Origin of the sequence: Comamonas sp. AG1104 (assembly GCF_003350425.1) — a bacterium.
Classification (GTDB): Bacteria; Pseudomonadota; Gammaproteobacteria; order Burkholderiales; family Burkholderiaceae_C; genus Comamonas; species Comamonas testosteroni.
Genome location: NZ_QQAS01000012.1, coordinates 72,050 through 86,796, shown reverse-complemented (window position 1 = coordinate 86,796; position 14,747 = coordinate 72,050). Strand labels below are relative to the sequence as shown.

Genomic DNA, 14,747 nt, shown 5'->3' with positions numbered 1-14,747 from the left:
GCTCCGCATGCGGCCGGTCAACGAAGACGACCCAGCCCACAAGAGACACCTGAAAATCCGCATGCTGCGACAATTCGCCTCGCTTGCGACCCGCTCCATTTCAATGCCATGGCCCCAACCGTCGCCACCGAGCAGCTGATCGACTCCTGCGCATTGCTCCTGGCCGGGCGGCTCTCGCGCGAACCCCACCCGCGCTGACACATCCATCGTCCATGGCTCTCGATCCCTTCACCCTGCTCGTCCTCTCCGCGGCCATGGCCGCCGCCTCGGCGCTGTACCTGGCTGCAGAATGGAGCAGCGTTCGCGAACGCTCGCTGCTGCTCTGGAGCGCGGGGTTCACGATCATCGCCGTGGGCAGCGTGCTGGCCCTGCTGCGCTCCAGCGGCTATGTACTGTTCGGCATCTGGTTCCCGAACGGCTTGCTGATCGTCGCCCACTGGCTGTTCCTGGCCGGCGTTGCCGGATTCACGCGCACCCGGCTGCCGCGCACCTGGTGGCTGCTGGCCGTCGTCTGGCTGGCAATGCTGTTTCTCCCCGACGGGCCCTGGTGGTCCAAGGCAATGCTGGGCATCCAGTCGCTGATGATTGCCGTCATCACCTTGCGCGCCGGCCTGCTGCTGCGCCCCCATGGTCGAGCGCTGAGCGTGGGTGCGGCGCAGTTGCGCTTCGTCCTGCTGGCACACGGCCTGTTCTACCTGGCCAAGGCCGGCTCGGCCGCGGCACCGGACGCTTTCGTCAATCTGGCCAGTTTCCGAGGCGCTGTGATACTGGTTTCCCTGGTGGAAGGCGTGATGGCGATCATGCTGCTTGCGATGTCCATGACCGGCACCGAGCGCCATCGCCGTGAAGAGCGTATCGCGCAGATCGCCGCCCGCGACCCACTAACCGCCCTGGACAACCGCCGAGCGCTCTATCTGCGCGCACCTGAGCTGCTGCGGCAGTCCTCGCCGGCCAGCCCCGGTGCCCTGCTGCTGATCGACATTGACCACTTCAAGCAAGTCAACGACCTGCACGGTCACGATGCCGGCGATCGCCTGCTGGTGACCCTGAGCGACCTCATCCGCGGCTTGCTACCCCATGACGCGCTGGCAGCGCGACTGGGCGGGGACGAGTTCGTGATTCTGCTGCGCTGTGTCTCCGGCGCCGACGCGCAGGCGCTGGGACAGAACCTGCGCGAGTCGTTCGCACAGCACGCGCGCGCCATGTTCGCAACGCCGGAGCCAGTGTCCCTGAGCATCGGTGCAACCTTGTTCGACCAGCCCGAGACCGAGCTGTCACATTGGCTCAAGCGGGCCGACGAAGCCCTATACGCATCGAAGCGCAAGGGACGGAACCGGATGGAACTCGCCCCGCTTCCGCTGGGGCGGCCGCAATGATGCACCCCTCGCCTCGACTGAAACCAGTGCAGCGGCCCGGATGCACTTCACCTTCGGCGGTGCCCTGACCCCATGGTCGTCATCGGGCTGCGCACGAAGCGGGTGCTACCCCAGAGCCTTAGGTATGTCTGCTTCTGGCGGTTGTAGCTGTCGCCATTCGACCCGTTGCGGGCGTTGAGGTATTGGGGGTAATTGGCGTTATGACGCACATTGCAGACGCGTGGCGATGCTCATTAGCCTTGCTGACAAGACGAACGACTGCTGACCCCTTCCCCACATAGCTGGTCAACTCAGACCTTCGACCTCAGTTACTCAAGTATCACAAATATTTGAGATTTCTGTGAGGACTTCGAGACCAGGTGCGCTGAAGAATGCACCCATGTCATCCCTCACACATCAACCGCCCAAACGCAGTGCTTCTGTGCAACCGCTGTGGTTGCGCATCACCCACTGGCTGAATGCCGTGGCTGTGCTGATCATGGTGATGAGCGGTTGGCGCATCTATAACGCATCGCCTATTTTTGACTTCACCTTCCCAAACAGCATCACCTTGGGTGGCTGGTTGGGCGGCGCGCTGCAATGGCATTTCGCAGGTATGTGGTTGTTTGTGCTCAACGGGCTTGCTTATCTGTTGCTGAACCTGGTCACCGGCAGGTTTGGTCGCCGCATGCTGCCCGTCTCTCCACGAGGCATATTGCGGGACGCTTGGCTCGCGCTGACGGCTCGCTTGTCCCATGCGGACCTGGGTCATTACAACCAGGTGCAACGTGCCGCCTACCTCTTTGCAGTTATGGATCTGATATTTCTGGTGCTCAGTGGTCTCGTGATCTGGAAATCGGTGCAGTTCCCGCTGTTGCGTGAGCTTCTGGGCGGCTACGACATGGCCCGACGCATTCATTTCTATTGCATGTCGGCCATCGTCTGCTTTGTCGCTGTGCACCTCCTGATGGTCGTGCTGGTTCCTCGCTCACTGCTGGCCATGCTGCTGGGGCGCGCGACATTCCGCCGCACCGACAAAGAAAGTACATCATGAGCACATCTATCTGGCACAGGGACAACGCAGAAGCCGTCGTCGCGGAAGCTCGCAATCTGATCAACAAGCAATTGCCGCAAGCATCGCGCAGACAGTTTCTAGCTCGCGGACTTACCTTGGGCGGCTTGGGGTTGCTCAGCGGGTGCAGCATCGACGACAGCCCCACTGCCGAAGCAGCGTTGACGCGGATCTCGCATTTCAACGATCGGGTTCAGGGTTGGTTGTTCGACTCCTCACGCCTTGCTCCCACTTACCCCGACTCCATGATCACCCGGCCGTTTCCCTTCAATGCGTTTTACAACGAAAGCAAGGTACCAGAGGTCGATGCGTCCAACTTTCTTTTGGAGGTCACGGGCCTTGTCGCCAACAAGCGCCGTTGGAAGCTGGATGAGCTGCGTGCCTTGCCACAGTACGCGCAGATTACGCGCCACATCTGTGTGGAGGGCTGGAGCGCCATCGGCAAATGGAGTGGGCCACGTTTTGGCGACTTTCTACGCGCCGTGGGGGCGGACCTCAGCGCTCGCTATGTGGGCTTTCAATGTGCCGACGACTACTACACCAGCATCGACATGGCGACGGCCTTGCATCCCCAGACCCTGCTCGCGCTCGACTGGGATGGGCAGCCTCTGCCACCCAAGTACGGCTTTCCAATGAAGCTGCGCATGCCCACCAAGCTTGGCTACAAGAACCCCAAACACATACAGGCCATCTTCGTGAGCAATACCTACAACCGAGGCTACTGGGAAGACCAGGGCTACAACTGGTTCGGCGGCAGCTGAAGACGCTCCCCTCTCCGATCTCCACCGCGGCGTATGCCGTCTATTCCACCTGAGCTAAGAAAGTACCATCATGAAACACGCATTCACCACCACCGCGCTCTCCATGTGTCTGGCACTGAGCGCTACTTCGGTTTTTGCAGCCGATGCTATGAGCAAGGATTCCATGGGCAAAGATCAAATGGCGATGGAGAAGCCGGGCATGGGCAAGGACTCCAAGCACAAAGATGCCATGGGCATGGACAAAGGAATGGGCAAAGGCGCTATGAGCAAGAGCGACAAGTCCGCCGTGGATCACATGGGGAAGGACAAGATGTCCAAGGGGGCCATGAACAAGGACGGGATGTCGAAAGACTCCATGTCTAAGGATGGGATGAGCAAGTAAGCAATATCGAGTGGCGAGCCCTGTCTTTGTGCTCGCCACTCGAGCGTCTGCTTCTGGCCGGTAGCAGCCAGCCACCGATGACTGCTAACGACCCATTGCAGCCGCTCAAGTAGCGAAGAAGCGGTCACTGAACTTGTTCTGGAATGCAGAGCTCATCTGCCCGCATCACTTAGATACTTCGCTGGTTGACCCGTTTGGACAGTTCTTCAGCACTTTCACGGCGCTCGCTGTAGCGATCCACCAGATAGTCCGAACAGTCTCGCGTCAGCAGCGTGAACTTGACCAGTTCTTCCATCACATCCACCACTCTCTCGTAGTATGAAGAAGGCTTCATCCGCCCAGCCTCATCGAATTCGGCAAATGCCTTGGCAACGGACGACTGATTCGGGATGGTGATCATGCGCATCCACCGGCCCAGCACACGCATCTGGTTGACCGCATTGAAGGACTGCGAGCCTCCCGAGACTTGCATCACCGCCAATGTCTTGCCTTGCGTCGGTCGCACGGCACCAGCGGACAATGGAATCCAGTCAATCTGCGCCTTGAGGATGCTGCTCATCGCACCATGACGCTCAGGAGACGTCCAGACCATGCCCTCGGCCCATACAGCCAGCTCACGCAGTTCCTTGACCTTCGGGTGATCGTCAGGGGCACCATCGGGTTGCGGCAGGCCACGCGGATCGAAAATCCTGGTCTCTGCCCCCATCTTGCGCAGCAGTCGCGCCGCCTCTTCGGTCAGCAGTCGGCTATAGGAGCGGTCGCGAACCGAGCCATACAGCAGCAGAATGCGCGGCGCGTGCGCAGCACGTTGTGCCGGCAACAGGCCTTCCAGGCTGGGCTTCTCAAAGACTTGTTCGTCGAGGTTCGGTAGATCAGAGCTTGCCAATGCGATTTCCTTTCGAGTCAATGACGGCTTCCCCGTCTTCTTTGGAGAATGCGGCCTGTTGAGGCTGCGGCAGGATGTCCAGCACGGCCTCCGAGGGACGACACAAGCGGGTTCCCACAGGGGTGACCACTATCGGACGATTGATCAGGATGGGATGCTGGAGCATGAAATCAATCAATTGCTCGTCCGTCCATTTGGGCTCGCCCAAACCAAGTTCGTCATAGGGCGTACCTTTTTGACGCAACACATCGTGCACTGGCATGTCCATGGCCTGGATCAGGCCCACCAGCGTGGCGCGATCAGGCGGTGTCTTGAGATATTCGATGACAGTTGGCTCCACCCCGCTGTTGCGGATCAGGGCCAGGACATTGCGGGAGGTGCCGCAAGCAGGGTTGTGGTAAATCGTGATGTCGCTCATGGCGCAAGATTTCCGTTGCAAAGATTCATGACGCCACGCTGAGCCGCAAGGCCAGGGCGGAAAGGGTGATGAGCAGCACGGGCAAGGTCAGTACCGCGCCGACTCTGAGGTAGTAGCCCCAGCCAATCGTTGTGCCTTTCTTGCCCAGCACATGCAGCCAAAGCAAGGTGGCCAAGCTGCCAATCGGCGTGATCTTGGGACCCAGATCACAGCCGATCACATTGGCGTAGACCATGGCCTCCTTGACCGCACCGCTGGCCGTGGATGCATCGATGGACAGTGCTCCGATCAAGACCGTGGGCATGTTGTTCATGATGGAAGACAGCACCGCGGACAACATGCCCGTGCCCAGCGATGCGGTCCACACGCCACCGGCTGCAAACTGATTCAGCAACATGGCGATGTAATCCGTGAGGCCCGCGTTGCGCAGCCCGTAGACCACCAGATACATTCCCAGCGAGAACACCACGATCTGCCACGGAGCGCCATGGAGCACCTTCCTGGTGCTGATGACATGGCCACGCGCAGCCACCGCCAGCAAGATAGCGGCCCCCACAGCGGCCACAGCACTGACAGGGACGCCCAGAGGCTCCAGCGCGAAGAAGCCGACCAGAAGCAAGACCAGCACGACCCAGCCAGCCTGGAAGGTGGCCACATCCTTGATCGCAGCCGACGGCTGTTTGAGCTGGGCCACGTCGTAGGTGGCAGGAATATCGCGGCGGAAAAACAGCAGCAGCACACCGAGGCTGGCCAGGACCGAGGCGATGTTGACCGGCACCATCACCGATGCGTAGCCGTTGAAGCCGATCTTGAAAAAGTCAGCGGAGACGATATTCACCAGATTGGAGACGATCAGCGGCAGGCTTGCAGTGTCGGCAATAAAACCGGCAGCCATGACAAACGCCAGCGTGGCTGCCGGAGAAAAGCCCAGCGCCACCAACATGGCCATCACGATGGGCGTGAGAATCAGCGCGGCTCCGTCATTGGCAAACAGGGCCGAAACGGCGGCACCTAGCAGCACGATGAAAGCAAACAGCTTGACTCCGCTGCCGCCACCCCAGCGGGCAAAGTGCAATGCAGCCCACTCGAAGAAACCGGCTTCATCCAGCAAAAGGCTGATGATGATGACGGCGACAAAGGTCGCCGTCGCATTCCAGACGATATGCCAGACCACCGCAATATCAGCTAAGTGCACGACTCCCAGCAGCAGCGCGATACCGGCCCCAATAGAGGCGCTCCAGCCAATACCAAGGCCGCGCGGCTGCCAGATAACCAGCGTCAGCGTGAAGATGAAAATCAGGATGGCCGTCAACATGACGCATGGGTCCTAGAAAAAGCTTGGATGTGGCATCTGGGCGAGACGTGGGCGTTCTCCCCTGGCTTAAGGCCTCAGACGTTGGCATGAAGGCCTATGCCCGGGAGTTGCCAGGGCTGCGTCGATTCAGTGAGACGACAGCTCACGCGCGGTGGACTGGAGCATGGCCTGCTCCAGCTTTTGCGAGGGAAGATTGACCAACAACTCCAGACGGCGACGGATCATGTGCATGGTCTGGCGGAAGGCTTCCAACTTGGCTTCATCAGAGGCATCACCTTCCGAGGGGTCCGGGTAGCCCCAATGAGCTGTGGCGGGATGACCAGGCCAGAACGGACACACTTCACCAGCGGCGTTGTCGCAGACGGTGATGATCAGATCCATGTGCGGCGCGCCAGGCACGGCAAATTCATCCCAGCTCTTGCTCCGCAAACCATCTACCGAGACACCGGCCTTTTGCAGCACTTGCAATCCCAGCGGATTGGGTTGCTGATTCTCTCGAGGACTGCTGCCTGCCGAATAGGCCTTGAAACGGCCTTGGCCCATATCGTTGAGCAAGGCCTCAGCCAGGATACTGCGCGCCGAGTTGTGAGTGCACAGGAACAAGACGTTCAGGGGAGCTTTGTTGTCAGACATGATGGCTTAGCAGCAGGACTTGGATGAAGAATTGGGAGTGCAGCAAGACGGCGCTTGAACTGGCGTGGCATGAGGCGTACAGCAGGCCGCGCTTTGTGCCGCGACTCGCTTTGGCTCATTGAAGACCGGGATGTTGTCCAGCGTGTGAAAGTGTTCCCAGGCCACGCCCTGCGGATCGGTAATCCAGTGCTTATCGCTGTGGGCATAGCAGCAAGTGGTTCTGCCTTCATCAAGGAGTGCTATCTCACCGGCCTGCGCTCGTTGCTTAAGTTCAGCCAACTCGGTTGCCTCATCGACCTGCAAGCCCAAATGGTCCAGCCCTGTCGCTTGGTTCCCGCGCGTAGAGATGGCGAAGTTCACGCGGGGGTCATCCAGCATCCACTTTGCGTAGTCACTTTCCACACGAGAGGGCTCAGCCCCGAACAACTTGGAATAGAAGTCAATGTTCTTGTTTAGATCGTCGACATGCAGGTGTACGTGAAAGCGTTTCATGATGAAGCTCCCTTTAGCAATGGCATGAAGTTGCTGTGTCAGAGGTGCAAACCCCGCCTTGGCAGCAGTTCTCGGTGAGATACGCCAGCAGCTCATTCATGACAGGGAATGCTGCTCGATAGAGCACATTGCGCCCCTGCCGCTCCTGGCTTACCAGATCGGCATGAAAAAGCTCTTTCAGATGAAAGGACAGTGCATTCGGTGCGATACCCAGTTGCTCAGCGAGTGCACTGGGTGTCAGGCCTTCAGGTCCGGCTACAACAAGAGCGCGAAATACGCGCAATCGGGCCTCATGCGCCAGAGCGGAAAGTGAGCGGATGACGTTTGCTTCTTGCATTAATCAATAATACATCAATTGTTGAATTAGTGAATAGAAATGTGTAGAAAGTGCTCACCTTTTACGCACGCAGACTATCGATGACTGCTCATGGCAGTTCCACAGCAAGCGACTGCTCTTGCCCGAGATGTTGAATTCATGACTACGCCTGATAGCTGACAGTCATCAGGCTGTGGCAGCCAAGCATCGCTCGGCCGCTCAGGCGAGTCGAAGCCAGCGCATCTTGTATACCCCTCAGCTCGATGGGAGAGCATCCTGGGATCCAGGCACCGCGCGCTGTCGTGTTGCAGCACAAGACTCAGCGCCCAGTGCAGTTCGAGATCACGCAGGCTGCACCAATCGCCACATCTGGGGACACGGCAGTACGCCAGAATTCTCGGTCACTGGGTTGACGAGCCAGGCCTGGACCGCATGGAGTACGGGACGCACTCGATGCGCAGGACCAAGGCGACACTGATCTACCGCCGCACCAGGGACCTGCGCGCTGTCCAGTTGCTGCCAGGCCACTCGAAGTTGGAGTCAACAGTGAGATACCTGGACACCGAAGTCGAAGATGCCCTCGAAATCTCTGAACAGACGGAGATTAGACGTTGCCGCAGGCGGCCACCCTGGAAACTGCGTCAGGGTGGCCGTCCTAAACGGCCGCAATGTGGCGCTGGGCCAAACTGGTACTTTCGGCCAGAAGTTGTCGTCCGGTCGGTAGCCGTGAACGGCAGGTCTAGGCTGATTGCTGCCGTTCACCTCAGAAATGCCAATGACCACTGTTGCCCAGAGCAGTCATTGCGCCAAGACTTTTCAGAAGGTCTGCTCTGCATCTCAAAGCTGTCGCTGAAGTCTGACGACCGTAAAGTGACTGCTTTGGCTTGCGCTGAACTGGTGCTATCGACCCGTTGCATTCGTTAGCGCCTTGGCTGCAGGTGTACGCTGTACAGCAATTGTTGCTGCCCAGATTGGCGCTGGACCTGTTGTTAATTATTCAGTAGCGGTCATCTGAACACCGATACTGGCTTAATCCAGATCCACTTTTGCTGAGCAAACCTACTCAGGTACAAATGCGTCCTCAGCAAAGTCAAAAGTTACTCATTGGGGGGCTGCCGCCTTGCAGGCTCTGTGGGAAACAGTTCTTCTCGTCCACCCTCAATCGGATTTGGGCTATTGGGATCCGAAGGGTCCATTGGATCAGCTGGATGTTGCGGCTGCTGTGATGGCCGTGGATTGGCAGGCTGTTCAGGTGACGCTGGCGGCGCGCTGGCAGCCGCGGAGTCGGCAGGGATGTCCTTCGGGCCTGCGGGTGCCTTTCTATGTTGTTCAGCAATGATTGTCGGCTCAGATGCCTTGTTCTCTGAGGGCTTGTCGTTAGCGCAATGTTCCGGCTCATTGGACGCGGAATGCTGATTGCCAGTCATAGCAAACTCCTTGAAAGAGCCGCGTCGACGGAGGCGGCTGTTGCAAAGCGCTCACGGCAAGAGCGCTAGAGTGCGCGGATCAGCTCAGATCCATGGCACGCCGTAATAGTCGTGGACACGCCTTCCGTATTCGTCTGTGTATTCAGGCACAGAGTCCGCTGGATATTTAGGTCCTTGACCCAGTTGGTCCTTGGTTAGAGAAACAACATAGCCCTCCTGATTCGTGTCGTACTTCAACGTGCTCCATGGCAATGGGTGGCGATCGGTGCCCATACCGAGGAAACCGCCAAACTCCATCACGGCGTAGCGAACTTGGCCGGATATCTTGTCAATCAACAAGGATTCGATCGAGCCGAGCTTTTCGCCAGACGGGTTGTATACCTTGGTACCGTCCAACCTGGACGATGAGATTAGGCTGGATGTGGTGATCATAGGAACTCCTTAATTGGGTCAGTGAGGCTCAGTGGCTGATGAGAGTTTCGACAGACTTAATCAGTGGCTGATGAGAGTTTCGACAGACTTAACGCCGGCTGAGCACCAATCCAATCAGTGCTCCAACAGCCAATGCCCCGCCAACCGCGCGCCAAGGTGAATCGTGTATGTAGGCGTCAGCAGCCTCCGCCGCAGCCTTTGATTCACAGATCGCATTTGAGGAGGCGGCTCTCACTTTCTCCAGAGTTGATGCTGCTTTGTTCAGTAGCAGTGATGCTGCCGGATCTGTCTCACGACCTTTGGTAGTCAGGACTTCCTTCAAGTCATCTAGCAGTTGACTCAGATCGTTGGAGAGGTCGGCGGCATTTGCTTTTCGAAATCTCATGTGAACTCCTTTCGTGAACATGTGAGGTTCAGAGTAAGCACATGGAATTGGGTTTGCTGTAGGCCGAGTCCGGGCCTGCCAACTTGAAATGTGACCTGAGGCAACGACCTCTTCCTCGCTAAAAGTAAGGATAGAAAGCTCTCTTCCTGAACAGGTCGACACAGCATATGCCCGCCCTGTGGTGGTATCCGATGTTTTGTCCTGGCAAGCGACTTCAGGCATATCGGTCTTGAGATCGGGAGCCGGGCATCAGCATCTCGACACTTCATTAACAGCTCCGAACATGTCTGGTCGTATGGACTACACGACAGTTGTTGTCAGTACACCAGACTGAGCTTTCGAAAGGAGGCGCTTATGAAGCCAAAAGGCCGTTTGACGGTGGCCAGCCCCGACGAAGCCAAGGTGAATCTCGCAAAGCACAGTGATGCGAGAGCACCTGGCAACGAGTCCCAGTTGCCACACGAGCGGGATCAGTCATTGCACGCAACCAGAGTCAATGCCCACCCCGAGATGAAGCAAGCCCACAAGGACCTCAAGAAAGGTCTGGTCGATACAGATGCCAGAGCCAGTGATGGCCGCCCCTTGGGTAGTCGAAGAACGACCTAGCCCCGCAGCGTTCTTATATCGCCGCAACTGCACAGGAGATCTCATGCCATATATTGAACTTTCCCAATCCAAATCCAAGCCAGTGCAACTGCACTATCAAGACTTTGGTGATGGTCCGCCCGTTGTGCTCATTCATGGCTGGCCGCTCAGCGGACGCACCTGGGAGCCTCAGGTTGCCGCTCTGGTGGATGCCGGTTTCAGAGTCATCGCCTATGACCGGCGCGGCTTTGGCGGCTCTTCTCAACCTTGGGATGGCTATGACTACGACTCGCTGGCCAGCGACCTCAATGCGCTAATCACCGAACTCGCACTGAAGAACGTCTGCTTGGTGGGCTTCTCCATGGGTGGCGGTGAAGTCGCTCGCTACATTGGAGCCTACGGCACAGCCTCTATCCGGTGCGCAGTGTTCGCAGCTGCTGTCCCACCGTTTCTGCTCAAGTGCGAATCTAATCCGCAGGGAGCTGTCTCCGAAGAGGACGTTGTGAAGAAGGAGGAAGCAGTCCTCAAAGACCGTCTGAATTTTCTCGACGAGTTCACTCATAGATTCTTCTCGAGTTCGGACGGAACCTTGCTGGTCAGCGAAGCACAGCGGGAATATGCCAAGACGATTGCGGCATTTGCCTCGCCGAAGGCAACCCACGACTGCATTGCGTCTTTCTCGCGCACCGACTTTCGGAATGACCTGAAGAAAATTGATGTGCCCACTCTCATCATTCATGGTGACAGTGACCGCATTGTTCCTCTGGAGGTCAGCGGGGCGAGAACTCATGATGCAGTGAAAGGCAGTGAGATACACATCATCAAGAACGGTCCGCACGGCTGCAACCTCTCGCATGCTGAAGAGTTCAACCGGGCGCTGATTGATTTCATAGCGGCTCACTGAGCCTCTGTCCTTGATGCCTTGAAAGGAGTCCGCCTTGATTTCAACCAACCCCTATCTATCCTGCATTGATGAATGCAACGCTTGTGCTGTCGCTTGCGACTCATGCTTCGCGGCATGTCTTAAAGAAAGTGATGTGCAGCTGATGACTCGCTGCATCATGCTTGATACTGACTGCGCAGCGATCTGCCGTCTTGCTGCGTCGTCCATGGCTCGCAATAGTGAGACGGCCAAGCAGATCTGTCGTCTTTGCGCCGAGATTTGTCTGGCGTGTGCCAATGAATGTGAGCGGCAAACTCATCAGCACTGCCACGCTTGCGCGCTTGCTTGCAGAAAGTGTGCTGCAGCTTGCGTAGCCATGATCCATTGATCCAGAGCCAGTAACCACGAAAAGAATTGTTCAAGGCTCACAGACTGCAAGCCATCCACAACGCTCTGTTTGATGAGCACCGTGCTGAGCCGGCGTTGCTATTACTTGGGCTTGGCATTGGCTCTGCCTGAGCCAGATTTCTTCCCACCGCCAGACTCTTTGTTGACCGTAGCCCAAGCGATCTCTTGGGCTTTTTTTTCGCTCGTTCCCCGCTTTTCATAGCTCTCTTCGATATGCGCAGCTTGGCGTTTTTGCTTGTCCGTGTACTTGGATTTGTCTCCTCTTGGCATCTGTAGTCTCCATCAAGGCTGAGGCGCAGGCTCTGGAGGAAGCTCTACGGGAGGGACTTCCTGAGGTGGATCGATGGGCTTGGGCTTCGGTGGCACGCCTGGAGGTTGATTCGGGTCATTCAATGGGGGCAGATTAGGGGCATCAGGGCCGGTCGCAGTCAAGAATTTCATTGCCTGTCTCCTTCGATTTCATCCTGACCTTACTGTCACTGCAGACGCAAGTAAATGGCAGACCTTGGTTGGTGACGATCAACGTTACAAAAGACAGGTTTGGTCAGCGACTTCCTACAAAGTGGTTTTTTGTGAAGGTTCATGCTTAAAGCACAGCAAGCAACCGCTTGTTGTTCACTACGACTGAAGGACTTGAGTTATGCAACAGCAAAACAACCAGCGGAACAACGTGAATCAACAAGACCAAAACACCGCAGATCAGCAAAAGAAGCAGCATGAGCAGCAAGCCCCAAAGCAGCAACAGCCAGGGCAGCCGCAAGATCAGAAGAAGCAGCAACAAGCCAAATAGATCATGACAACGCTTCCAGTGGACATCAAGATACTGGCCGCTCTTGGATGAACAAGCAGTATCGGAGTCTTTACTGGCCGCTGCAGATGGGGCAACCTATCAAGAGTCCAAACTTCTATCAGCAACAGTGCAAATGCAATAAGCGGCAACTGGGTGAGGAAACCAAACCATCGCCAAGTATTCAAATGCATTGACTGCAAACGCTGCAAGACTGCTTGATATGCCCCCTGGAGTTCGCCCGCTACTGCGGGCTTTTTGTTGGGTATTTTTTCGCTCCTGCAAGTCGGCCATGCTCCGCGCAAAGTTTTTTCTACGCAAAGGCTGGTCAGGCTCTTCAAAAGCTCCTGCTTCGAGATTGGCGTGAGCCCACAAGCTCACAAGAAAAAGGCGGAGCATGAAGCCCCGCCTTTACGCTTTCATCGCGTTAGCTTATTGACCGAATCGCCTCTTGGCATCCGCTATACAAGCATCTTTGGCGTCACCGGACAGCGGGTCGCAGCGCTGCTTGGCAGCCTTGTAGTCCGCTTCCATGGTCTTTTCGCTAGCGTCCTTTCTTGCGTTTGCGATGTCACCTGGCTTTGCAGACGGATCTTTGCGAACCTCAGAGACTTTCGCGGACTCAAGCGCCTTCACATGAGCGGCCTTTGCATCCTTTTGACACACATCTTTCGAGTTGCCAGAGAAGTCGTCGCATTTTTCCTTGGCTACTCCATAGTCAGCATCAGCCTTTGCTTTGGCGACTGCATACTGATTCTTTTCGTTAGGTTCGACTTTGTATTTCAGCTCTGCTGACGATACCTTTTCGACGCCTTTAGCCTGCTCTTCACAGACATCTTTGGCATTGCCCTTCAAGGTTTTGCATTGCTCTTTGGCTGCCTTGTACTCTGCACTGATACGGTCCTTTTCTGCCGAGTGTTCGGCGGGAGTCAGTGCGAAAGCTGATGTGGCTAGCGTGGCCACCGCGTAAACGATAGCCAGCTTAGGGTTGAACTTCATGACACTTTCCTTTTCAGGTTGTTATCACGATGCCTTCAGACATACGCAATAGATCGTTATCCCACGCAACGGCGGCGATGCCAGGGCGTGCTCCTCTGTTGTGCAGGGCGAACTTTGACTCTAGAACTAGTGAGCCAATGGCAGCGTCAGGCATACCTAAAAATGAGGGTGGGTTTACACCTACGCAGGCCATTCGAAAGTCTTGCCGGTTCGAGCACGCGAAGTCATTTGTTGTGAAGAAGGAATGATTCCAACCTCTGTCGAGCAAGACGAGGAGCGCCTTGAACATTGAATTGCACTTCACCGAGACATATGCGAACTTGTCTCACAGACATGCGTGGCGATGCAATCTACTTTGAACTTACGCGGCTGGCCGCCCACTAGCTGGAGCTGGCAGTCTTTTTCTGTTTGCCGCACAACTTAGAGGCCCACGTATGACCCAAATTGCACAAAGGACACACGCTCACGCGCAACTGAAGATTGATACCAAAGCACTGGAAAGAGCCAAGCGCAGCCTGGATGATGGAGCAGTCGTTGAAGAAAAAAGCCCCTGGCGCGAGGACATCATCCGGCTGTTGAATGACTCGCTGGCTACCGAGCTGGTCTGCGTTCTCCGCTACAAGCGTCATCACTTCACAGCTACCGGACTATCCTCACCAGCTATTGCAGATGAATTTCTCGTGCACGCTAACGAGGAGCAGTCCCATGCAGATCGAATCGCTGCGCGCATTGTTCAGTTAGGTGGCGAGCCTGACTTCAATCCCGCTTCGCTTGTTGACCGCAGTCACGCGGACTACGATGAGCAGCTCGATCTGCACTCAATGATTCGGGCCAACCTCGTTGCTGAACGTGTCGCTATCGAGGTCTACACGCAGATGATTGCCTTGATCGGAAATAAAGACCACACCACCCGCCGTCTGATTGAGCAGATCCTTGAGCAGGAACAGGAACATGCTGACGAGCTATCCGATTGGATGCACAGATAGCAGATAGAGGCCATTGCACAACATGCTAGGCTGACTTTCCTGGCCTCAAGGTCAATCTGCAGTTGGCTAACACGGTGACTGAAGCCTGCTTTCCATCGAACCCCTGGTGCTGGCATAAGCAGTCATCGAACCGCTAGAACTTGATGGATGGTTTCAGCCAAATGCCGTCGCTCGGGAGTCAGCGCCGGCCGACCGCTCTTGGCCGAGAGCACCATTTCGTGCTGG

19 protein-coding genes and 1 pseudogene are annotated in these 14,747 nt (G+C 56.6%); 10 read left to right on the top strand and 10 right to left on the bottom strand.

Annotation, left to right across the window (positions count from 1 at the left end):
• Window positions 1-212: 212 nt before the first annotated feature.
• The 4 genes from DFO48_RS23540 to DFO48_RS23525 all read left to right on the top strand — a co-directional run bounded on the left by DFO48_RS23540 (window position 213) and on the right by DFO48_RS23525 (window position 3,570).
• Complete coding sequence (locus tag DFO48_RS23540) at window positions 213-1,376, top strand: GGDEF domain-containing protein (protein WP_114864956.1); 1,164 nt, start codon at window positions 213-215, stop codon at window positions 1,374-1,376.
• A 379-nt stretch (window positions 1,377-1,755) separates the two neighbouring features.
• Window positions 1,756-2,409 carry a cytochrome b/b6 domain-containing protein gene (locus DFO48_RS23535; RefSeq protein WP_114864955.1) on the top strand — a complete coding sequence of 218 codons (654 nt, stop codon included), beginning with the start codon at window positions 1,756-1,758 and terminating at the stop codon, window positions 2,407-2,409.
• Window positions 2,406-3,188 (top strand): molybdopterin-dependent oxidoreductase, encoded by a 783-nt coding sequence (locus DFO48_RS23530; RefSeq protein WP_114864954.1) that lies wholly within the window; start codon window positions 2,406-2,408, stop codon window positions 3,186-3,188. Before DFO48_RS23535 ends, DFO48_RS23530 begins: the two co-directional genes overlap by 4 nt.
• 70 nt (window positions 3,189-3,258) lie before the next feature.
• The gene (locus DFO48_RS23525; RefSeq protein WP_003081406.1) at window positions 3,259-3,570 is read left to right on the top strand and encodes a hypothetical protein; all 312 of its coding nucleotides are present in this window, start codon (window positions 3,259-3,261) and stop codon (window positions 3,568-3,570) included.
• Window positions 3,571-3,739: 169 nt separating this feature from the next.
• Here the strand turns inward: DFO48_RS23525 and arsH are convergent, their stop codons facing one another.
• The 6 genes from arsH to DFO48_RS23495 all read right to left on the bottom strand — a co-directional run bounded on the left by arsH (window position 3,740) and on the right by DFO48_RS23495 (window position 7,651).
• Window positions 3,740-4,456 (bottom strand): arsenical resistance protein ArsH, encoded by a 717-nt coding sequence (gene arsH, locus DFO48_RS23520; RefSeq protein ID WP_003057103.1) that lies wholly within the window; start codon window positions 4,454-4,456, stop codon window positions 3,740-3,742.
• Window positions 4,443-4,874, bottom strand: coding sequence for an arsenate reductase (glutaredoxin) (gene arsC, locus DFO48_RS23515; RefSeq protein WP_114864953.1), 432 nt, complete (start codon window positions 4,872-4,874; stop codon window positions 4,443-4,445). The genes arsH and arsC overlap by 14 nt, the downstream gene beginning before the upstream one ends.
• A gap of 25 nt (window positions 4,875-4,899) precedes the next feature.
• Window positions 4,900-6,189, bottom strand: coding sequence for an arsenic transporter (locus DFO48_RS23510; protein ID WP_114864952.1), 1,290 nt, complete (start codon window positions 6,187-6,189; stop codon window positions 4,900-4,902).
• A 126-nt stretch (window positions 6,190-6,315) separates the two neighbouring features.
• Complete coding sequence (locus DFO48_RS23505) at window positions 6,316-6,822, bottom strand: arsenate reductase ArsC (RefSeq protein ID WP_114864951.1); 507 nt, start codon at window positions 6,820-6,822, stop codon at window positions 6,316-6,318.
• A 6-nt stretch (window positions 6,823-6,828) separates the two neighbouring features.
• Window positions 6,829-7,314: an ArsI/CadI family heavy metal resistance metalloenzyme gene (locus DFO48_RS23500; RefSeq protein WP_114864950.1), complete on the bottom strand. Its 486-nt coding sequence runs from the start codon at window positions 7,312-7,314 to the stop codon at window positions 6,829-6,831.
• A gap of 13 nt (window positions 7,315-7,327) precedes the next feature.
• The gene (locus tag DFO48_RS23495; RefSeq protein ID WP_114864949.1) at window positions 7,328-7,651 is read right to left on the bottom strand and encodes a helix-turn-helix transcriptional regulator; all 324 of its coding nucleotides are present in this window, start codon (window positions 7,649-7,651) and stop codon (window positions 7,328-7,330) included.
• Between the two features lie 266 nt (window positions 7,652-7,917).
• Between DFO48_RS23495 and DFO48_RS23490 the strand changes: the two are divergent.
• A pseudogene (locus tag DFO48_RS23490) lies at window positions 7,918-8,236 on the top strand (tyrosine-type recombinase/integrase); the annotation flags it as partial.
• A gap of 905 nt (window positions 8,237-9,141) precedes the next feature.
• Here the strand turns inward: DFO48_RS23490 and DFO48_RS23485 are convergent.
• Both DFO48_RS23485 and DFO48_RS23480 read right to left on the bottom strand, forming a co-directional pair.
• On the bottom strand, window positions 9,142-9,489 hold the full coding sequence (locus DFO48_RS23485) for a PRC-barrel domain-containing protein (RefSeq protein ID WP_114864948.1): 348 nt from the start codon (window positions 9,487-9,489) through the stop codon (window positions 9,142-9,144).
• 88 nt (window positions 9,490-9,577) lie between these two features.
• Complete coding sequence (locus DFO48_RS23480; protein WP_233506509.1) at window positions 9,578-9,874, bottom strand: YqjD family protein; 297 nt, start codon at window positions 9,872-9,874, stop codon at window positions 9,578-9,580.
• Between the two features lie 354 nt (window positions 9,875-10,228).
• Between DFO48_RS23480 and DFO48_RS23475 the strand changes: the two genes are divergently transcribed.
• Genes DFO48_RS23475 through DFO48_RS25755 form a run of 3 tightly spaced genes read left to right on the top strand, consistent with a single transcriptional unit; the run spans window position 10,229 to window position 11,730 of the window.
• Window positions 10,229-10,480, top strand: coding sequence for a hypothetical protein (locus DFO48_RS23475; RefSeq protein WP_114864946.1), 252 nt, complete (start codon window positions 10,229-10,231; stop codon window positions 10,478-10,480).
• A gap of 43 nt (window positions 10,481-10,523) precedes the next feature.
• Window positions 10,524-11,363 (top strand): alpha/beta fold hydrolase, encoded by an 840-nt coding sequence (locus DFO48_RS23470; RefSeq protein ID WP_114864945.1) that lies wholly within the window; start codon window positions 10,524-10,526, stop codon window positions 11,361-11,363.
• A gap of 37 nt (window positions 11,364-11,400) precedes the next feature.
• On the top strand, window positions 11,401-11,730 hold the full coding sequence (locus DFO48_RS25755; RefSeq protein ID WP_233506511.1) for a four-helix bundle copper-binding protein: 330 nt from the start codon (window positions 11,401-11,403) through the stop codon (window positions 11,728-11,730).
• Between the two features lie 101 nt (window positions 11,731-11,831).
• Here DFO48_RS25755 and DFO48_RS23460 read toward each other — a convergent pair whose 3' ends face one another.
• Window positions 11,832-12,020 carry a hypothetical protein gene (locus DFO48_RS23460; RefSeq protein ID WP_114864943.1) on the bottom strand — a complete coding sequence of 63 codons (189 nt, stop codon included), beginning with the start codon at window positions 12,018-12,020 and terminating at the stop codon, window positions 11,832-11,834.
• A gap of 370 nt (window positions 12,021-12,390) precedes the next feature.
• Between DFO48_RS23460 and DFO48_RS23455 the strand changes: the two genes are divergently transcribed.
• Window positions 12,391-12,540 (top strand): transcription initiation factor TFIID subunit D10, encoded by a 150-nt coding sequence (locus tag DFO48_RS23455; protein WP_114864942.1) that lies wholly within the window; start codon window positions 12,391-12,393, stop codon window positions 12,538-12,540.
• Between the two features lie 429 nt (window positions 12,541-12,969).
• Here DFO48_RS23455 and DFO48_RS23450 read toward each other — a convergent pair whose 3' ends face one another.
• Window positions 12,970-13,536: a hypothetical protein gene (locus DFO48_RS23450; RefSeq protein WP_114864941.1), complete on the bottom strand. Its 567-nt coding sequence runs from the start codon at window positions 13,534-13,536 to the stop codon at window positions 12,970-12,972.
• 434 nt (window positions 13,537-13,970) lie between these two features.
• Between DFO48_RS23450 and DFO48_RS23445 the strand changes: the two genes are divergently transcribed.
• Window positions 13,971-14,522, top strand: a complete 552-nt coding sequence (locus DFO48_RS23445; protein WP_114864940.1) for a bacterioferritin — start codon at window positions 13,971-13,973, stop codon at window positions 14,520-14,522.
• Window positions 14,523-14,747 lie beyond the last annotated feature (225 nt).

What these genes read in the sequence shown, in the direction of transcription:
- DFO48_RS23540 (WP_114864956.1), top strand. Translation starts at nt 213, where the DNA reads ATGGCTCTCGATCCCTTCACCCTGCTCGTCCTCTCCGCGGCCATGGCC.
- DFO48_RS23535 (WP_114864955.1), top strand. Translation starts at nt 1,756, where the DNA reads ATGTCATCCCTCACACATCAACCGCCCAAACGCAGTGCTTCTGTGCAA.
- DFO48_RS23530 (WP_114864954.1), top strand. Translation starts at nt 2,406, where the DNA reads ATGAGCACATCTATCTGGCACAGGGACAACGCAGAAGCCGTCGTCGCG.
- DFO48_RS23525 (WP_003081406.1), top strand. Translation starts at nt 3,259, where the DNA reads ATGAAACACGCATTCACCACCACCGCGCTCTCCATGTGTCTGGCACTG.
- arsC (WP_114864953.1), bottom strand. Translation starts at nt 4,874, where the DNA reads ATGAGCGACATCACGATTTACCACAACCCTGCTTGCGGCACCTCCCGC.
- DFO48_RS23510 (WP_114864952.1), bottom strand. Translation starts at nt 6,189, where the DNA reads ATGTTGACGGCCATCCTGATTTTCATCTTCACGCTGACGCTGGTTATC.
- DFO48_RS23505 (WP_114864951.1), bottom strand. Translation starts at nt 6,822, where the DNA reads ATGTCTGACAACAAAGCTCCCCTGAACGTCTTGTTCCTGTGCACTCAC.
- DFO48_RS23500 (WP_114864950.1), bottom strand. Translation starts at nt 7,314, where the DNA reads ATGAAACGCTTTCACGTACACCTGCATGTCGACGATCTAAACAAGAAC.
- DFO48_RS23495 (WP_114864949.1), bottom strand. Translation starts at nt 7,651, where the DNA reads ATGCAAGAAGCAAACGTCATCCGCTCACTTTCCGCTCTGGCGCATGAG.
- DFO48_RS23485 (WP_114864948.1), bottom strand. Translation starts at nt 9,489, where the DNA reads ATGATCACCACATCCAGCCTAATCTCATCGTCCAGGTTGGACGGTACC.
- DFO48_RS23480 (WP_233506509.1), bottom strand. Translation starts at nt 9,874, where the DNA reads ATGAGATTTCGAAAAGCAAATGCCGCCGACCTCTCCAACGATCTGAGT.
- DFO48_RS23475 (WP_114864946.1), top strand. Translation starts at nt 10,229, where the DNA reads ATGAAGCCAAAAGGCCGTTTGACGGTGGCCAGCCCCGACGAAGCCAAG.
- DFO48_RS23470 (WP_114864945.1), top strand. Translation starts at nt 10,524, where the DNA reads ATGCCATATATTGAACTTTCCCAATCCAAATCCAAGCCAGTGCAACTG.
- DFO48_RS23460 (WP_114864943.1), bottom strand. Translation starts at nt 12,020, where the DNA reads ATGCCAAGAGGAGACAAATCCAAGTACACGGACAAGCAAAAACGCCAA.
- DFO48_RS23455 (WP_114864942.1), top strand. Translation starts at nt 12,391, where the DNA reads ATGCAACAGCAAAACAACCAGCGGAACAACGTGAATCAACAAGACCAA.
- DFO48_RS23450 (WP_114864941.1), bottom strand. Translation starts at nt 13,536, where the DNA reads ATGAAGTTCAACCCTAAGCTGGCTATCGTTTACGCGGTGGCCACGCTA.
- DFO48_RS23445 (WP_114864940.1), top strand. Translation starts at nt 13,971, where the DNA reads ATGACCCAAATTGCACAAAGGACACACGCTCACGCGCAACTGAAGATT.